General features: G+C 67.6%; 18 protein-coding genes and 1 pseudogene. 11 read left to right on the top strand and 8 right to left on the bottom strand.

The window, feature by feature from the left end; genetic code table 11:
* Nucleotides 1-2 precede the first annotated feature (2 nt).
* A pseudogene (locus PT85_RS18605) lies at nucleotides 3-785 on the top strand (PAS domain-containing protein); the annotation flags it as partial.
* Nucleotides 780-1,331 carry a methyl-accepting chemotaxis protein gene (locus PT85_RS18600; RefSeq protein ID WP_407681099.1) on the top strand — a complete coding sequence of 184 codons (552 nt, stop codon included), beginning with the start codon at nucleotides 780-782 and terminating at the stop codon, nucleotides 1,329-1,331. The pseudogene PT85_RS18605 and the gene PT85_RS18600, both read left to right, overlap by 6 nt.
* 27 nt (nucleotides 1,332-1,358) lie before the next feature.
* On the opposite strand, the gene PT85_RS12405 is transcribed toward PT85_RS18600, so the two are convergent.
* Genes PT85_RS12405 through PT85_RS12395 form a run of 3 tightly spaced genes read right to left on the bottom strand, consistent with a single transcriptional unit; the run spans nucleotide 1,359 to nucleotide 3,624 of the window.
* Nucleotides 1,359-2,117, bottom strand: a complete 759-nt coding sequence (locus tag PT85_RS12405; RefSeq protein ID WP_039606814.1) for an EAL domain-containing protein — start codon at nucleotides 2,115-2,117, stop codon at nucleotides 1,359-1,361.
* Nucleotides 2,118-2,177: 60 nt separating this feature from the next.
* Nucleotides 2,178-3,092 carry a GGDEF domain-containing protein gene (locus PT85_RS17510; RefSeq protein ID WP_139182028.1) on the bottom strand — a complete coding sequence of 305 codons (915 nt, stop codon included), beginning with the start codon at nucleotides 3,090-3,092 and terminating at the stop codon, nucleotides 2,178-2,180.
* Nucleotides 3,079-3,624, bottom strand: a complete 546-nt coding sequence (locus tag PT85_RS12395; protein ID WP_039560350.1) for a lipocalin family protein — start codon at nucleotides 3,622-3,624, stop codon at nucleotides 3,079-3,081. The genes PT85_RS17510 and PT85_RS12395 overlap by 14 nt, the downstream gene beginning before the upstream one ends.
* 137 nt (nucleotides 3,625-3,761) lie before the next feature.
* Between PT85_RS12395 and PT85_RS12390 the strand changes: the two genes are divergently transcribed.
* The 9 genes from PT85_RS12390 to PT85_RS12350 are packed head-to-tail and all read left to right on the top strand — an operon-like array spanning nucleotide 3,762 to nucleotide 12,049.
* Entirely contained in the window at nucleotides 3,762-4,718 is a 957-nt protein-coding gene (locus PT85_RS12390; RefSeq protein ID WP_039606813.1) for a YbgA family protein, read from the top strand.
* 2 nt (nucleotides 4,719-4,720) lie between these two features.
* Entirely contained in the window at nucleotides 4,721-5,638 is a 918-nt protein-coding gene (locus PT85_RS12385) for a MerR family transcriptional regulator (protein WP_039560352.1), read from the top strand.
* Nucleotides 5,626-7,065, top strand: coding sequence for a deoxyribodipyrimidine photo-lyase (gene phrB, locus PT85_RS12380; protein WP_039606812.1), 1,440 nt, complete (start codon nucleotides 5,626-5,628; stop codon nucleotides 7,063-7,065). Before PT85_RS12385 ends, phrB begins: the two co-directional genes overlap by 13 nt.
* A complete protein-coding gene (locus PT85_RS12375) occupies nucleotides 7,058-7,483 on the top strand; it encodes a nuclear transport factor 2 family protein (protein WP_027590254.1) in 426 nt (141 codons plus the stop codon). The genes phrB and PT85_RS12375 overlap by 8 nt, the downstream gene beginning before the upstream one ends.
* On the top strand, nucleotides 7,480-8,244 hold the full coding sequence (locus PT85_RS12370) for an SDR family NAD(P)-dependent oxidoreductase (RefSeq protein WP_039606811.1): 765 nt from the start codon (nucleotides 7,480-7,482) through the stop codon (nucleotides 8,242-8,244). The genes PT85_RS12375 and PT85_RS12370 overlap by 4 nt, the downstream gene beginning before the upstream one ends.
* The gene (locus PT85_RS12365) at nucleotides 8,241-9,488 is read left to right on the top strand and encodes an NAD(P)/FAD-dependent oxidoreductase (RefSeq protein ID WP_039606810.1); all 1,248 of its coding nucleotides are present in this window, start codon (nucleotides 8,241-8,243) and stop codon (nucleotides 9,486-9,488) included. The genes PT85_RS12370 and PT85_RS12365 overlap by 4 nt, the downstream gene beginning before the upstream one ends.
* Entirely contained in the window at nucleotides 9,485-10,273 is a 789-nt protein-coding gene (locus PT85_RS12360; protein WP_039606809.1) for a DUF1365 domain-containing protein, read from the top strand. The genes PT85_RS12365 and PT85_RS12360 overlap by 4 nt, the downstream gene beginning before the upstream one ends.
* Complete coding sequence (locus tag PT85_RS12355) at nucleotides 10,260-11,534, top strand: SAM-dependent methyltransferase (protein ID WP_039606808.1); 1,275 nt, start codon at nucleotides 10,260-10,262, stop codon at nucleotides 11,532-11,534. Before PT85_RS12360 ends, PT85_RS12355 begins: the two co-directional genes overlap by 14 nt.
* Entirely contained in the window at nucleotides 11,534-12,049 is a 516-nt protein-coding gene (locus tag PT85_RS12350) for a DUF2878 domain-containing protein (protein ID WP_039606807.1), read from the top strand. Before PT85_RS12355 ends, PT85_RS12350 begins: the two co-directional genes overlap by 1 nt.
* Nucleotides 12,050-12,083: 34 nt before the next feature.
* On the opposite strand, the gene PT85_RS12345 is transcribed toward PT85_RS12350, so the two are convergent.
* From PT85_RS12345 to PT85_RS12325, 5 genes are all read right to left on the bottom strand, one after another.
* Nucleotides 12,084-12,635: a lipocalin family protein gene (locus PT85_RS12345; RefSeq protein ID WP_039606806.1), complete on the bottom strand. Its 552-nt coding sequence runs from the start codon at nucleotides 12,633-12,635 to the stop codon at nucleotides 12,084-12,086.
* Between the two features lie 551 nt (nucleotides 12,636-13,186).
* On the bottom strand, nucleotides 13,187-14,116 hold the full coding sequence (locus PT85_RS12340; protein ID WP_039606805.1) for an electron transfer flavoprotein subunit alpha/FixB family protein: 930 nt from the start codon (nucleotides 14,114-14,116) through the stop codon (nucleotides 13,187-13,189).
* Entirely contained in the window at nucleotides 14,116-14,865 is a 750-nt protein-coding gene (locus tag PT85_RS12335) for an electron transfer flavoprotein subunit beta/FixA family protein (RefSeq protein ID WP_039606804.1), read from the bottom strand. Before PT85_RS12335 ends, PT85_RS12340 begins: the two co-directional genes overlap by 1 nt.
* A 21-nt stretch (nucleotides 14,866-14,886) precedes the next feature.
* Nucleotides 14,887-16,362, bottom strand: a complete 1,476-nt coding sequence (locus PT85_RS12330; protein ID WP_039606803.1) for a tripartite tricarboxylate transporter permease — start codon at nucleotides 16,360-16,362, stop codon at nucleotides 14,887-14,889.
* Nucleotides 16,363-16,386: 24 nt separating this feature from the next.
* On the bottom strand, nucleotides 16,387-16,899 hold the full coding sequence (locus PT85_RS12325; RefSeq protein WP_052237670.1) for a tripartite tricarboxylate transporter TctB family protein: 513 nt from the start codon (nucleotides 16,897-16,899) through the stop codon (nucleotides 16,387-16,389).
* Nucleotide 16,900: the final 1 nt, after the last annotated feature.

Here is a 16,900-nt window from a genome sequence, read left to right as displayed (position 1 = left end):
CGATGTTCATGCGTAACCGCACTCTGCAACAGGCCCTGCATGCAAGCCAGACACAACAGGCCGAGCTGGCCGCGGAACGCGCCGCCGTCCACGAGGCTCTGGCAATCGTCACCCTGAGTCCAAACGGCGAGATCCTGGATGCCAACCCGCGTTATCTGGAAACGCTCGGCTACGCGCCGGGCACCCTGCGCGACCGCCCGCTACGCAGCCTGCTGCACCCCGTCTATGCACAGGGGCAGGCCTTCACCCGACTGTGGCAGGAGGTCCGCCAGGGCCGGAACAGCCAAGCCTTGCTGCCCTATCAGACCCGCGACGGCCAGCCCCGCTGGCTGGACGTCTGCCATGTGGCGCTGCGCGATGCGGACGGCCGGGTGCAGCGCATCCTGCAGCTGGCCAGCGATGTCACGGCACGCACCCGCGAGGCGCAGTCGGCCAGTAACGTGCTGCAAGCCGCCAGCCGCTCCATGGCCATCATCGAATTCGACCTGCACGGCCAGGTGGTGAACGCCAACGAGAACTTCCTGCAGCTGATGGGCTATCGCCTGGACGCCCTGCGCGGCCAGCACCATCGCCTTTTCTGCGAAGCCGAGGAGGTGCAGAGCGAGGCCTACCGCACCTTCTGGAGCCGGCTGCAGCGCGGCGAGTTCCAGTCCGGACTGTTCCGCCGGCGCGACAGCCGGGGAGCCACCGTGTGGCTGCAGGCCACCTACAACCCGCTGTACGACGAACACGGCCAACTGTATGGGGTGATCAAGTTCGCCAGTGACCTGACCCGCCGGGTGGAACAGCGACAAGCGGAATCCCAGGCGGCGCGGCTGGCCTTCGACACCTCCCGACAGACCGACCAGCACGCCCGCGAGGGCGCTGCGGTGGTGCAGCAGACCGTCGGCGTGGTGCAAAGCATCGCCGATGAACTGCAGCAGGTGGCGCGCAGCATCGCCGCGCTGAGTCAGCAGTCCGAGGAGATCGGCAGCATTGTCGATGCCATTCGCGGCATCGCCGAACAGACTAACCTGCTGGCCCTCAACGCGGCCATCGAGGCGGCCCGCGCCGGGGCCCAGGGTCGCGGCTTCGCCGTGGTCGCCGACGAGGTGCGCAACCTGGCGCGGCGCACCAGCGAGGCGACGGTGGCCATCGGCGAAGTGGTGAACAAGAACCGCGAGCTGGCCCGGCAGGCGGTGAGCAGCATGCAAGCCGGCACCCAGAAAGCCGAACAGGGCGTGGGCCTGGCCAACCAGGCTGGCACGGTGATCCTCGATATCCAGCACGGCGCCCAGAAAGTCGTCGACGCGGTGGGACAGTTCGCCCAGACCCTCGATCAGCGTCAGTGACCCGGCGCTGATCCGCTGCGGCCGGCGTCAGGGCGCCGGCCAGTTCACCTGCGGCAGCGCCTCGAAGGCCGGCCGGGCAAACAGGTAGCCCTGGAACAGATGAATACCCAGCGCCTGCAACTGGCGCAGCTCGCCAGGGGTTTCGATGCCCTCGGCGATCACCTCGATCCCCAGTACCCGGCACACGCCGAGAATCCCCTGCACGATGGCCTGGCGCACCGGGTCGGTATCGATGCCCCGCACCAGAGCCATGTCCAACTTGATGATGTCGGGCTGGAACTCGGCCAGCAGGTTGAGCCCGGAATAGCCGGCGCCGAAGTCGTCGATGGCGGTCATGAATTTCTGCCGCTGGTACTCCTCGATGATCTCCTTCAGGTGGGCCTTGTCCACCAGCTGCTCGCTTTCGGTGATCTCAAAGATGATCCGCTCGGTGGGAAAGCCGAAGCGCCGTGCCGCCGCCAGGGTGGCGCGGATGCAGGTGGCCGCCCGGTAGACCGCGTTGGGCAGGAAATTGATGCTCAGCCGGCAGGGCATACCCAGCCGGGCGGCCAGCTCGACGGCCTTGACCCGGCAGGCCTGGTCGAAGGCGTAGCGGTTCTGGTCGTTGACCCGGGCGAGTACGCTGGCCGCCCCGCTGCCGTCGGTGCCGCGCACCAGCGCCTCGTAGGCATACAGGCTGCGGTCACGCAGGTCGATGATGGGCTGGAAGGCCATGCTGAAATCGAAATCCAGGGCCTGACCGTCCCGGCAGGAGGCGCAGGGAGGGAGGGATGGCTGTTCGCTCATGCGATGAGAGTCCGAAGGGGTGGTAGGAAGAAAAGAGAAAACGGAGAAACGGGCCGCCGCTCAGTCCGTCGGCCAGACGCATTGTCGGGCGCGACCCTGGCGCTTGGCCGCGTAAAGCGCCTGGTCGGCGTGGCGCAGCAGCGTGGTAATGGCATCGCCGGGCCGGCGGCTATACAGGCCCGCGCTGAAATTGACGCGCAGCCCCGGCGCGGAAAAACGCAGTGACTGGCACGCCTCGCGCAAGCGGTCAAGCAGACGGCTGGCGCCGTCGCAGTCGCTTTCCGGCAGGACCAACAGGAACTCCTCGCCGCCGATGCGCCCGGCGCAGTCGCTGTCGCGGGACAGGGTCTTGAGCAGGCGGGCGAAGGCAACCAGCACCTCATCGCCGACCACGTGGCCGTGCCGGTCGTTGACCCCCTTGAAGTCGTCCAGGTCGATCATCGCCACCACCAGCGGCCGCTGGTAGCGGTTCGCCGCACGCAACAGCCGCTGCAACACCTCGAGGGTGCGCCGGCGGTTGTACAGGCCGGTCAGGCTGTCGGCCGCGGCCATGCGCGCCAGCACCCGGTTGCGCTCCTGCAGTTCGCGCTCGCGCGCCTTGCGCGCACCGATGTCGACCAGCACGACCAGCACCCGCCGATCGCCAGCGTCCGCGTCGAGGCGGCAGGCTTCGATCAGCATCGCCCGGGCGTGGCCCTGTCCGTCCAGCAGCACGCATTCTCCCTGCAGCACCCCGCCCTGCTCGATCAGCTGCCGATGGCCACGCACAAGAGCCAGACGCATGCCATGAGGCAGCAGCGGGCCGAAGGCCTGACCGATCAACTGCTCGGGGCGGAAACCCAGCGAACCCAGCAGCCCGGGACTGACCTGCAGGATGCAACCCCGCTCATCGAGCACACACATGCCCAGCGGCACGGAGTCGACGAAGCGCTCCCGTGTGGGCGTCGGCGCCACCAGCCCGTCAGGCGTCGTCACGATCGTGCCCGACCCAGATCAACTGCGAGACATCGATGCCCAGCTTGGCCGCGTGCGCCAGCAGGCGCTCGCGGACGCCCGCCGGCAGCTGCTTGTCGCGGGCCAGGATCCACAGGTAATCGCGGTTTGGCCCCATCACCAGAGCCCAACGGTAATCCTGCTGATCCAGCGCCACCAGGTGATAGCCGCCATAGAACGGCCCGAAGAAGGACACCTTCAGCGAGCCGACATTCTCCGCACCGATGAAGCGCGCCGTACCGACCGCCTCCTGCCAGCGGCGGCGCTTCTCGTCATAGCCCCGGTTGATGACTTCGACGCTGCCATCCGGGCGCTGGCGATAACGGGCGTTGACGTTGCTCAGGCCACGCTCGAAGGAATGATCCAGGCGGGCGATTTCGTACCAGGTGCCCAGATAACGCGGCAGCTCGAACGGGCTGACCACGGCAACGCCTTTGGGCGGCGCATAAGAACAGCCGACCAGACCGAGTAGCGGAAGCAGCAGCAAGGCAGCAAGCGCGGAGCGAAGAAGCATGGCGTTCTCCTGGAACAGCGGGGCGGCGAAAACTGTACAACAAAGTTATACAGAAAGTTTGACATGTACAACAAAAACCTTATTCTGAGATCAAATCTGTACAAGTCACACCACGCTGTACATGTATGAGGTTCCCCATGACCACGTCCCTCGGCACTCTCAAGATCGGCATCAGCGCCTGCCTGCTCGGCCAGCCGGTGCGCTTCAACGGTGGCCACAAGGAGTCGCGCCTGTGCAGCGAGGTGCTGGCGCGGCATTTCCAGTTCGTGCCGGTGTGCCCGGAAGTGGCCATCGGCCTGGGCACCCCGCGCCAGGCGATTCGCCTGGTGGGCGAACCCGAGCAGCCTCGCGCGGTGGGTTCGCGCAACGCCGCCCTGGATGTCAGCGATGCCCTGGGCGCCTACGGCCGCCAGGTGGCCGCCGAGGCGGATGAATTGTGCGGCTTCATCCTCATGCAGAAGTCGCCGTCCTGCGGCATGGAGCGGGTCAAGGTCTACCGCGACGACGGCCAGCCCGCCGCAGCCACCGGACGCGGATTGTTCGCTGCCGCGCTGATGGACGCCCGTCCGGACCTGCCGGTGGAAGAAGACGGCCGTCTCAACGACCCGGTGTTGCGCGAGAACTTCATCACCCGCGTCTACGTCTACGCCGCCTGGCAGCGCCTGCTGCGCGGCGGACTGAGCCGCCGCGCGCTGTACGACTTCCACGCCCGCTACAAGTACCAGCTGATGGCTACCAGCCGCGCGCAGTACCGGGACCTTGGCCGGATGCTGGCGGAAAACCGCGAGCCGCTGGAGACCTTCGCCCCGCGCTACTTCAGCGCCCTGATGACGGCGCTGCGCCGACCCGCCAGCCGCGGCAGCCACAGCAACGTGCTGCAGCACCTGAGCGGCTACCTCAAGCGCAGCCTGAGCACCCATGACCGCCAGGAGATGCAGGAGCTCATCGAGCGCTACCGCCAGGGACAGATCCCGCTCGTGGTGCCGCTGACCCTGCTCAAGCACCACCTGCGTCACCACCCGGACTGTTACCTGGCGGACCAGGCCTACCTGCAGCCGCATCCCGAAGACCTCAGCCTGCGCAACACCCTGTGACCATGAACGAGACCCTCGACCTCCCAGGCAGCGCCTCCGAGCTGCTGCCGATCCGCGACGTGGCCCGGCTGACCGGCGTCAACCCGGTCACCCTGCGCGCCTGGGAACGCCGCTACGGGCTGATCCTGCCGCAGCGCACGCCCAAGGGCCATCGGCTGTACTCCCACGCGCAGGTCGAGCAGATCCGCCAGGTGCTCGACTGGCTGGAGCGTGGCGTGGCGGTGGGCCAGGTCAAGGGGCTGCTGGATGCACAGCGTCCGGCCAAGCCTCTGGAAGACACCTCCTGGCAGGAACGGCGCAACCAGTTGCAAAGCTGCATCGAGGAGCTGGCCGAGCGCGCCCTGGACGACTGCTTCAACCGCGCCATGGCGCTCTATCCCGCCACCACCCTGTGCCGGCACCTGCTGTTGCCGCTGCTCGATGGCCTGCGCCGGCGCTGGCGCCAGCCCGGCGCGCAGCTGGAGCAGGTGTTCTTCCTGTCCTGGCTGCGCAGCAAGCTGGGCGCGCGCCTGTATCACTGCAACCGCCAGCACGGCGGCGCGCCGCTGCTGATGCTCAACCTGGGCGAGCAGCCCATGGAGCCGGACCTGTGGCTGTGCGCCTGGCTGGCCAGCGACGCCGAGTGCCCGGTGCAGGTGCTCGATTGGCCGGTGCCGCCGCCGCAGCTGGCGGTCGCGGTGCACCAGTTGAATCCTCGCGCAGTGCTGCTGTGCGGCGACCAGCCGCTCGGTCTTCCCCGGCTGCGCCAACTGCTGAACGACATCGCCTGCCCCCGGCTGCTCTGCGGTCCGGCGGTGGCCATTCATCCGGATGCCCTGCAGGAACTCGGCAACCTGCACGTGTCGGGCGATCCGCTGGAGGCCCTGGGACAGCTGCACCACCTGGGTCTGCTCGGTGGAGGTGCACCATGCGCCAGCTGATCTGGCTGCGCAGCGACCTGCGCGTGCATGACAACCGCGCCCTGCACGCCGCCCTGGCGGCCGGGCCGACCCTGGCGGTCTACCTGATCACCCCCGGCCAGTGGTGCGCCCATGACGACGCACCCTGCAAGATCGACTTCTGGCTGCGCAACCTGACGGAACTGCGCCTGCAGCTGAACGCCCTCAACGTGCCGCTGCTGATCCGCCAGGCCGAACGCTGGGACGCCGCGCCCGCCGTACTGGCCGAGCTGTGCCAGACGCACGGTATCGGCTGCGTGCAGGTCAACGACGAGTACGGACTGAACGAAGCAGCGCGCGACCAGGCGGTGGCCGACCGGCTGGCCGCCCAGGGCGTCGGTTTCCGTCGCCATCTGGACCAGTTGCTGTTCGCCCCCGGCAGCCTGCTGACCCGCTCCGGTGGCTACTTCAAGGTGTTCAGCCAGTTCCGCAAGGTCGCCCATGCGCGCCTGCACGACGCCCTGCCCGACTGCCTGCCGCGTCCCCAGCCGCAGGCGCCGCTGGCGGTCGAGGGCGATTCGCTGCCCGACAGCGTGGCCGGCTTCGCACGGCCGAACGAAACACTGCGCCAGCTGTGGCTGGCCGGCGAAGGCCACGCCCTCGACCGCCTGCAGCGCTTCGTCGATGAACACCTGGCCGACTACGACCGCTGCCGCGACCTGCCCGCCCTGCCCGGCACCAGCCAGCTGTCGCCCTACCTGGCCGCCGGCGTGCTGTCGCCCCGGCAATGCCTGCACGCCGCGCTGCGCGCCAACCAGGGCGAGTTCGCCAGCGGCCAGCCGGGCGCGGTGGCCTGGATCAACGAGCTGCTGTGGCGCGAGTTCTACAAGCACGTGCTGGTCGGCTTTCCCCGCGTCTCCCGGCACCGCGCCTTCCGCCCGGAAACCGAGGCGCTGCCCTGGCGCGATGCTCCAGGGGAGCTGGCAGCCTGGCAGGCCGGGCGTACCGGCTTTCCGTTGATCGATGCCGCCATGCGCCAGCTCGCCGCCACCGGCTGGATGCACAACCGCCTGCGCATGCTGGTGGCCATGTTCCTCAGCAAGAACCTGCTGATCGACTGGCGCGCCGGCGAGCGCTTCTTCATGGGTCAGCTGATCGACGGCGACCTGGCCGCCAACAACGGCGGCTGGCAGTGGAGCGCCTCCACCGGCACCGACGCGGTGCCCTATTTCCGCCTGTTCAACCCGATCAGCCAGTCGCGCCGCTTCGATCCGTACGGGCGCTTCATCCGCCACTGGCTGCCGGAACTGGCGCACCTGGACAACCGCGCCATCCACGAACCCGCCGCCCTCGGCGGCCTGTTTGGCGCACCGAATTACCCGCGTCCGCTGGTGGACCTCTCCGCCAGCCGCGCCCGGGCGCTGGCCGCGTTCCGCGACCTGCCATCACGGGAGACCGACCATGAGTGACTTCCTGCCCCTCTTCGCCAGACGCTTCGCCGCCCTCGACGCCGGCAGCCTCGACCGCCTGGGCCAGCTGTACACCGAGGACATCCGCTTCCAGGACCCGCTGCACCGGGTGGAGGGGCTGGCCGCGCTGCGCGATTACTTCGCCGCGCTGTACGCCAATGTGCAGGACCTGCAGTTCGACTTCCACGGCTTCGAGCAGAGCGCCGCCGGCGCCGGCTACCTGCGCTGGACCATGCGCTACCGCCACCCGCGCCTGCGCGGCGGCGCGCCGATCGAGGTGGACGGCTGTTCCTACCTGCGCTGGTCCCAGGGCCGCGTGTATCTGCATCGCGACTACTTCGACGCCGGGGCGTTGCTCTACGAGCACTTGCCAGTGCTCGGCACGCTGATCGGCTGGCTGAAACGGAGGCTGTCATGAAACGTATCTGGCTGACCGGCGCCAGCAGCGGCATCGGGGCCGCGCTGGCCGAACAACTGCTGGTCCGGGGACACCGGCTGGCGCTCAGCGCCCGGCGCACGGAGCCGCTGGAACAGCTGGCGGCACGCTGGCCGGGACAGGTACTGGTGGTCCCCGGCGACCTGGGCGACGCCGAACAGGTGCCGGCCATCGGCGCACGCATCGCCGAGGAATGGGGCGCGCTGGACCAGGTGATCCTCAATGCCGGCACCTGCGAATACCTGGAAGTACGCCGCTTCGAGGCGGCGCTGATCGAACGGGTGATGCGCGCCAACGTGCTGTCGGTGGCCTACTGCCTGGAAGCCGCGCTGCCCTTGCTGCGCCGCGGCGAATGCCCGCACCTGGTGGCGGTCGGCAGCTCGGTGACCTGGCTGGCGTTACCGCGCGCCGAGGCCTACGGCGCCTCCAAGGCGGCGCTGCGCTACCTGTGCGAATCGCTGCGCGTCGACCTGGCCGCCGAGGGCATCGACGTCACCCTGGTCAGCCCCGGGTTCGTCGACACCCCGCTGACCCGCCAGAACGATTTCCCCATGCCTCTGCGCTGGCCGGTGGACAAGGCCGCCCGCCACATCGCCGCGCGCCTGGACCGCCGGCCACTGGAGATCGCCTTCCCGACGCCGTTCATCGCCACGCTGCGCCTGCTCGCCCTGTTACCCCAACGCCTGCAGCTTGCCCTGGGCAAGCGCATGGCCCGCACCACCACGGAAGATCGCACCCCATGAATATCGCACTGATCGGCAGCGGCATCGCCGGCCTGACCGCCGCCCACCTGCTCAGCCGCCGCCATAGCGTCACCCTGTTCGAGGCCGACACCCGGCTCGGCGGCCACACCCACACCGTGGATGTCACGGTGGACGGCCGCCGCTACGCCATCGACACCGGGTTCATCGTCTACAACGACTGGACCTACCCGAACTTCATCCGCCTGCTCGACCAGCTCGGCGTGGCCTCGCGGCCGACCGAGATGAGCTTCTCGGTGCGCGATCCGCGCAGCGACCTGGAGTACAACGGCCACAACCTCAACAGCCTGTTCGCCCAGCGGCGCAACCTGGTGTCGCCGGGCTTCTGGGGCATGTTGCGCGACATCCTGCGCTTCAACAAACAGGCACTGCAGGACCTCGAACAGCAGCGCATCCCCGCCGACATGACCCTTGGCGACTACCTGCGCCGCAATGGCTACGGCGCGCGCTTCATCGACCACTACATCGTGCCCATGGGCTCGGCGATCTGGTCCATGTCGCTGGCCGCCATGCTGGACTTCCCGCTGCAGTTCTTCGTGCGCTTCTGCAAGAACCACGGGCTGCTGTCGGTCAACGACCGGCCGCAATGGCGGGTGATCGAAGGCGGCTCGCGCAGCTACATCGAGCCGCTGAGCGCGGGCTTTGCCGAGGGCATTCGCCTGAACTGCCCGGTGCAACGCGTCGAGCGCGACGCCGACGGCGTGACCGTGCACAGCGCCGCCGGGCGCGAGCGCTTCGACAAGGTGGTGTTCGCCTGCCACAGCGACCAGGCCCTGGCGCTGCTTGCCGACCCCAGCGAGGCCGAGCGCGAGATTCTCGGCGCGCTGCGCTACGCCGACAACGATGTGGTACTGCACACCGACACCCGCCTGCTGCCGGCGCGGCGCCTGGCCTGGGCGAGCTGGAACTATCGCCTGGGCGGGCCGGCCGACCAGCCGGCCGCCGTCACCTACAACATGAACATCCTGCAGGGCATCGACAGCGACACCACCTTCTGCGTCAGCCTCAACCAGACCGCCGCCATCGACCCGGCGCGCATCCTCGCCCGCTTCACCTACGCCCACCCCCAGTACAGCCTGGCCGGACTGGCCGCCCAGGAGCGCTGGCGGGAACTGCTCGGCGAGCGGCACAGCTACTACTGCGGCGCCTACTGGGCCAACGGCTTCCATGAGGACGGCGTGGTCAGCGCCCTGCGCGTGGCCGCCGCGTTCGGGGAGGCGCTGTGAACAGCGCGCTCTACCATGGCTGGGTCAGCCACCGGCGCTTCAGCCCGCGCGCGCATGCCTTCCGCTACCGCATCGGCATGCTCTACCTGGACCTCGACGAACAAGAGCAGGTGCTCGGCCTGTCGCCGCTGGCCGGGCGCTCACGCTTCGCGCCCTTCGCCTTCCGCGAAACCGATCACCTGCCCGAACACACCCGCCACGGCGAACGGCTGATCGACGCGGTGCGCGAGCGGGTCGAGGCGGCGCTCGGCCACCGCCCGCAGGGTCGCGTCTGCCTGCTCACCCAGCCGCGCAGCTGGGGCCTGGCGTTCAACCCGCTGAGCGTCTTCTTCTGCCACGAGGCCGACGGCCGCCTGGCGGCGATCCTCTGCGAGGTGAGCAATACGCCGTGGCGCGAGCGCTACTACTACGTCCTCCCGGCCGGCGAGGGCGAGCTGCGCCACCGCGTGCCGAAGAGCTTCCACGTCTCGCCGTTCCTGCCTCGCGACCTCGAGTACCGCATGCGCTTCTCGCGCCCGGACGAGCGCCTGCTCGTCCACATGGAGGACTGGCGCGGCGAGGAAAAACTCTTCGAGGCCGGCCTCGGCCTGCGCCGCGAGCCCCTCGACCGCGCCAGCCTGCACCGCCACCTGCTGGCCTTTCCCTGGATGACCGGCAAGACGCTGCTGGGCATTTACTGGCAGGCGTTGCGCCTGCTGCTCAAGCGCACGCCGATCTTCGATCACCAACCCGCTCTCGGTGACCAGCGCACCGCCCGACAGGAGTCCGCCCATGAAAAGCCCTGACCTGACTTCCCCGCGCAGCGGCCTCCTGGCCAACGGCCTGGGGGCCGGCCTGCTGAAACGCGGACTGCTACGCCAGCTCGCGCACCTGCGCCATGGCCAGCTGACCCTGGTCGAGGCCGGCGAGCGCCAGCTGTTCGGCCAACCCGATGCCCATGCCCACCTGCGGGCGGAAATCCAGGTGCACGACGAGGCGTTCTGGCCGATGGTGGCCGGCAACGGCTCGATCGGCGCCGGCGAAGCCTACATGCAGGGCTACTGGAGCAGCCCGGACCTCACCGCGGTGATCCGCCTGTTCGTCGTCAACCTGAACGTGCTGGACGGTCTGGAGGGTGGCCTGGCCCGTCTCGGCCACCCGCTGCTGCACGGCCTGCACTGGCTGAACCGCAACACCCGCCGGGGCTCGCGCAAGAACATCGCCGCCCACTACGACCTGGGCAATGCGCTGTTCGAGCAACTGCTCGATTCGACCATGATGTACTCGGCGGCCATGTTCCGCAGTGCCGAGGACAGCCTGGAACAGGCGCAGCTCTACAAGCTGCAGCGCATCTGCGAGAAGCTCGACCTGCAGCCCGACGACCACCTGCTGGAGATCGGCACCGGCTGGGGCAGCATGGCGCTGTACGCGGCCAGCCACTATGGCTGCCGGGTGACCACCACCACCCTGTCGCGCGAGCAGTACGAGTACACCCGCCAGCGCATTGAGGCCCAGGGCCTGCAGGATCGCATCACCCTGCTGCTCAAGGACTATCGCGACCTCGAGGGCCAGTACGACAAGCTGGTGTCCATCGAGATGATCGAGGCGGTCGGCCACCGCTACCTGCCGACCTACTTCCGCCAGTGCGCGCGACTGCTCAAGGACGACGGCCTGATGCTGCTGCAGAGCATCACCATCCGCGACCAGCGCTACGAACAGGCCAAGGGCTCGGTGGACTTCATCCAGCGCTACATCTTCCCGGGCGGCGCCCTGCCCTCGCTGCAGGTGCTGCTGGAGAACGTCGGCCGCGACACCGACCTGAACCTGCACCACATGGAGGACTTCGGCCTGCACTACGCGCGCACCCTGCGCCTGTGGCACGACAACCTGCGCCGCGCCCGGCACAGCCTGGAGCAGCTGGGCTACGACGAGCAGTTCTACCGGCTCTGGGAGTTCTACCTGTGCTACTGCGAAGGGGGCTTCCTGGAACGCAGCATCGGCGCCGCGCAACTGCTGCTGGCCAAGCCCGCCGCGCGTCCCGAGCCGCTGCTGGCGCGGGGGTTCTGATGCCGCTGGCGCACGTGCTGGCCAATGCCGGGCTGTTCCAGCTTGGCTGGTTCGCCTGTGTGCTGGGCGCGCAGCGGCCCTGGCTGTTGCTGGTCGCCGTCGCCTGCCTGCTGGTGCACCTGCTGTGGATGGCGCCGACGCGCGGCGAATGGCGCCTGGTTGCACTGACCATGTTGGCCGGCTGGCTGCTGGACAGCGCGTTGCTCAACCTGGGGCTGTTCGACTTCGGCGCTGGCGCCCCGGTCGCGCCGCTGTGGCTGGCGCTGCTCTGGGCGCTGTTCGCCACCACGCTGCGCCATTGCCTGGCCTGGACGGCGCGCCCCTGGTGGCGGGCCAGCCTGCTGGGTGCGGTTGGCGGGCCGCTGTCCTACCTGGCCGGCGCCGAGTTGGCCGGGGTTGGCCTGCCGTGGGGCCTGCTGCCGAGTCTGCTGGTGCTGGCGGGGGTGTGGGCGGTGGTGATGCCCTTGTTGCATGGGCTGACACGACTGCCGGTGGTGGCCAACGCGGGGCGTTGACCACCCTACGGGAGGTGACGGTGCGGGCCGGGAGTCAGGCGTCGTCGCGGTCCTGGCGCACCCAGATCAGCTCCGAGACGTCGAAGCCCAGCAGCGCCGCCTGGCGCACCAGGTACTCCTGGATCTTGGGGTCGAGCTGCTTGTCGCGGGAGAGGATCCACAGGTAATCCCGATCGGCGCCCGCCACCAGAGCCCAGCTGTAGTTCACCTGGTCCAGCGCCACCAGGTGATAACCACCCGCAAAGGGGCCGAAGAAGGAGACCTTCAGCGAGCCGACGTTCTCCGAGCCGATGAATTGGGCTTCGCCTTCCGCCTCTTCATATTCGCCTTTGTTGTCGTTGTAGCCCCGGTTGATTACCTTCACTTCACCGTCCGGCCATTGGCTGTAGGTGGCCGTCACATTGGAAAGTCCCCGCTCGAAGCGGTGGTCCAGGCGGGCGATCTCGTACCACTTGCCCAGGTAACGCTCGATCTCGAACGGCGCGACCGGCGTGATGCCGTCGGGGGGCGATGTGGAGCAGCCGGTCAGGCCGAGCAGTGCAACCAACAGCATTCCAACCAGACTTCCCGAACGATGACGCGTCATGTGGGTGTTCTCCTTGGTAGTAGCGATGCGGCGGGGACGCCGAAACCGGTAGACCATGGTGCCGGTGGCAGGTTGCGCCCGAGCCGTGCCAGCGCCTGGCGGCCGGATAAACGTCGTGCCTGGGCCGGACAGACCTTCGGGGAAGCCGCATCGGCGGCCGGAAAAGCGCCGACCGCCCTATCGGTCCGAAGCGGCTTGCGCCTGCCGCCGCGTCCGGGGCGATACGCCGCTCCAGAAGGTAGTGCGGACAACGCTTTACCTGTCCGCCGCTCCGCGCCGGGCCGGGCCTGGAGAGGCGGATAAAACAACGATGTCCGCCCTACCGCTGCGCACCAGTGCCAGGGCTTAGGGTGGCGGACAAAAAACAACGTTGTCCGCCCTACCGCTGCGCACCAGTGCCAGGGCTTAGGGTGGCGGACAAAAAACAACGTTGTCCGCCCTACGCTGGCGCGCTTGCAACGTAGGGGGCAAGACGTATCTACGGTTCGCGCATACCACAAACAAAAAACCCGCTCCGAGGAGCGGGTTTTCATGTCACCGAACGGACTGGATCAAACCAGCTTTTCCAGTTCCGGCACGACCTCGAACAGGTCACCCACCAGGCCGTAGTCGGCCACCTGGAAGATCGGGGCTTCTTCGTCCTTGTTGATCGCGACGATCACCTTGGAGTCCTTCATGCCCGCCAGGTGCTGGATGGCACCGGAGATACCCACCGCGATGTACAGCTGCGGGGCGACGATCTTGCCGGTCTGGCCGACCTGCATGTCGTTCGGCACGAAGCCGGCGTCGACGGCGGCGCGCGAGGCACCCACCGCCGCGCCGAGCTTGTCGGCCAGGCTGTAGAGCAGCTTGAAGTTGTCGCCGTTCTGCATGCCACGACCGCCGGAGACCACGATCTTGGCGGCGGTCAGTTCCGGACGGTCGCTCTTGGCCAGCTCTTCGCCAACGAAAGCGGACTTGCCGGCATCGGCGGCGCCGGAGACGGCTTCGATGGCGGCGGAACCGCCTTCGGCAGCCACCGGGTCGAAGCCGGTGCCGCGCACGGTGATCACCTTCACCGCCGCGCTGGATTGCACGGTGGCGATGGCGTTGCCGGCGTAGATCGGGCGCTTGAAGGTGTCGGCGCTTTCCACGGCAACGATTTCGGAGATCTGGTCGACGTCCAGCAGGGCGGCCACGCGCGGCAGGTAGTTCTTGCCGTTGGTGGTGGCCGGGGCCAGCACGTGGCTATAGCCTTTGCCCAGCTCGGCGATCAGCGGGGCGACGTTTTCCGGCAGCAGGTTGGCGTAGGCGGCGTTGTCGGCCACCAGCACCTTGCTGACGCCGGCGATCTTGGCGGCGGCTTCGGCCACGCCGCCGACGTTCTGGCCGGCGACCAGCACGTGGATGTCGCCACCGATCTTGGCCGCGGCGGCCACGGTGTTCAGGGTCACGGCCGCCAGGGCGGCGTTGTTGTGTTCAGCGATTACCAGGATGGCCATCAGATCACCTTCGCCTCGTTCTTCAGTTTCTCGACCAGTTCAGCCACGGACTTGACCTTCACACCGGCACTGCGCGCGGCCGGCGCCTCGACCTTGAGGGTCTTGACGGTGGAGGCGGTGGACACGCCCAGGGCGTCCGGGGTGACCACGTCCAGCGGCTTCTTCTTGGCCTTCATGATGTTCGGCAGCGAGGCGTAGCGCGGCTCGTTCAGACGCAGGTCGGTGGTGACGATGGCCGGCAGGCTCAGCGCCACGGTCTGCAGACCGCCGTCGATTTCGCGGGTGACGTTGACCTTGTCGCCAGCCACTTCCACCTTGGAGGCGAAGGTGCCCTGGGCGTAGCCGGTCAGCGCGGCCAGCATCTGGCCGGTCTGGTTGTTGTCGCTGTCGATGGCCTGCTTGCCGAGGATGACCAGCTGTGGCTGTTCCTTGTCGACCACGGCCTTGAGCAGCTTGGCCACGGCCAGGGAGTTCAGCTCCTCGTTGCTCTCGACCAGGATGGCGCGGTCGGCGCCCAGGGCCAGCGCGGTGCGCAGCTGCTCCTGTGCGGCGTTCGGGCCGACGGACACGACGACGATTTCGCTGGCGATGCCCTTTTCCTTCAGACGAACCGCTTCTTCCACGGCAATTTCGCAGAAGGGGTTCATCGACATCTTGACGTTGGCGAGGTCGACGCCGGAGTTGTCCGCCTTGACGCGAACCTTGACGTTGTAGTCGACCACGCGTTTGACGGTTACCAGGACTTTCATAATGTCTCCGATTAGCGGCAATCAGTTGTTGCGTAACGATTGAATGTAGCGGTGCAGCGCAAAGCCCAGGGACAGCAGGGTCAGGGCGATGAAGAACCAGTCGATGGGGCTGCGCACGAACACATCGAAACTGTGGTTGCTGATCAGCAGGGAACGCCGGAAGTTGTCCTCCAGCATCGGCCCGAGGATGAAACCGATCAGGAACGGCGCGGCGGCAAACCCGGTGCGGTTGAAGATGAAGCCAACCAGACCGAACACCAGCATAACCGCGATATCGAAGGTGCTGTTGTTCACGGCGTAGGCGCCGTAGATGCAGAACATCAGCACGATCGGGAACAGGATCTGCTTGGGCACGTCGGCGATGCGCGAGAAGTAGCGGATCGCCAGCTTGCCGGTGCCGAACAGCACCACGGAGCTGAGCATGATGCCGCAGAACAGCGCATAGATCAGGTTCATGTTCTCCTGGAACAGGATCGGGCCGGGGGTCAGACCGTGGATCATGAACGCGCCGAGGATGATTGCGGTGATCACGTCCCCGGGGATGCCCAGCGACAGCAGCGGGATCATGGTCGCGCCGGCCACGGCGTTGTTGCCCGACTCGGCGGCGGCCACGCCTTCGATCTCGCCCTTGCCGAAGTTCTCGCGGTTGGGCGAATTGCGGCGAGCTTCCGAGTAGGAGATGAACGAGGCGGCGGTGGCGCCGGTGCCGGGGATGGCGCCGATGATCACACCGATGACGCTGCCGCGCATGATGGTGCGCATGCAGCGCTTGAGTTCCTGCCAGGTCATGTCGGCACCCGCCACGGCGGTCTGGATGTGCTCGCGGGCCTTGGACAGGTAGAACTCGAGGATCTCCGGAATGGCGAACAGGCCGATCAGCAGCGGAATGAAGTTGATGCGGTCCATCAGGTTGAAGTTGCCGAAGGTCAGGCGCTCGGTGCCGTACACCGGGTCCATGCCAACCAGGGCGAGGATCACGCCCAGGGCGGCGGCGACCAGCCCCTTCATCACCGAGTCGCCGGATACGGAAATGATGATGGTCAGCGAGAAGCAGATCAGCCAGAAATACTCCGGCGGCCCGAAGCTGAGCGCCAGCTGAGCCAGGAAGCCCGCCAGGAAGATCAGCGACAGGTTGGAGATGAAGTCGGCGATGCAGGACGCGTACAGCGCCATGGACAGCGCCTTCTTCGCCTCGCCCTTCTGCGCCATCGGGTAGCCGTCCAGCAGGGTGCTGGCCGACGCCGGCGAGCCGGGGGTACGGATCAGGATGGCGGTGATCGAGCCGCCGTACATGCCGCCCTTGTAGATGCCGACCAGCAGCAGGATCGCGGTGACCGGTTCCATGCCGAAGGTAAACGGCAGGGCCAGGGCCACCGCCATGGTGGCGGTCAGGCCGGGAATGGCGCCGATCACGACGCCGATGACCACGCCAAGCGCGATCATCAGGATGTTTTCCACGCTCAGGAAAAGGCTGAGCACCTCGAGGATCTGGTCCATCTCATCGTCTCATCAAGCGGGAACTCAATATCCCCAGAGGCTGCCGTACGGCAGGGGAACGTTCAGGCCATAGTCGAAGGCCAGGCAGATGCCGACCGGCATCACGACACCCAGCAGATAGATGCCGATGTGCCGCACGCCCATGGCGACGAACAGCAGCAGCGTGGCCAGCACACCGCACACCGCCGCGCCCAGCGCCTCGAAGCCGAAGTAGTAGACGGCGAAGGCCAGAAACGGCAGCAGCCATTGAATGACCGGCAGGTCACGCAGCGGGGTGCTCTTTTCCACCCGCTCGCGCTGCGGGCCGAACAGCGTGCCCAGCACCAGGCCGACGCCCAGCAACAGGATCATCCAGCCCATGATCTGCGGAAGGATCAGCGGCGACAGCAGCGGAGACTGCAGTCGGCGCGGCTCCACGATGTATTCGGGAATCAGATAAAAGAGAAACGTCAGCGACGTTGCGATCAGAACCAGGCTGATGACGGCCTCGCCGCTGGCGAGCCTGCGCATCTTCTGGCGAATAACGGTGTTGTTCATA

This window comes from Pseudomonas flexibilis, from assembly GCF_000806415.1.
In the GTDB taxonomy this organism is placed as follows: domain Bacteria; phylum Pseudomonadota; class Gammaproteobacteria; order Pseudomonadales; family Pseudomonadaceae; genus Serpens; species Serpens flexibilis.
This window is presented reverse-complemented; position numbering and strand designations above follow the sequence as displayed.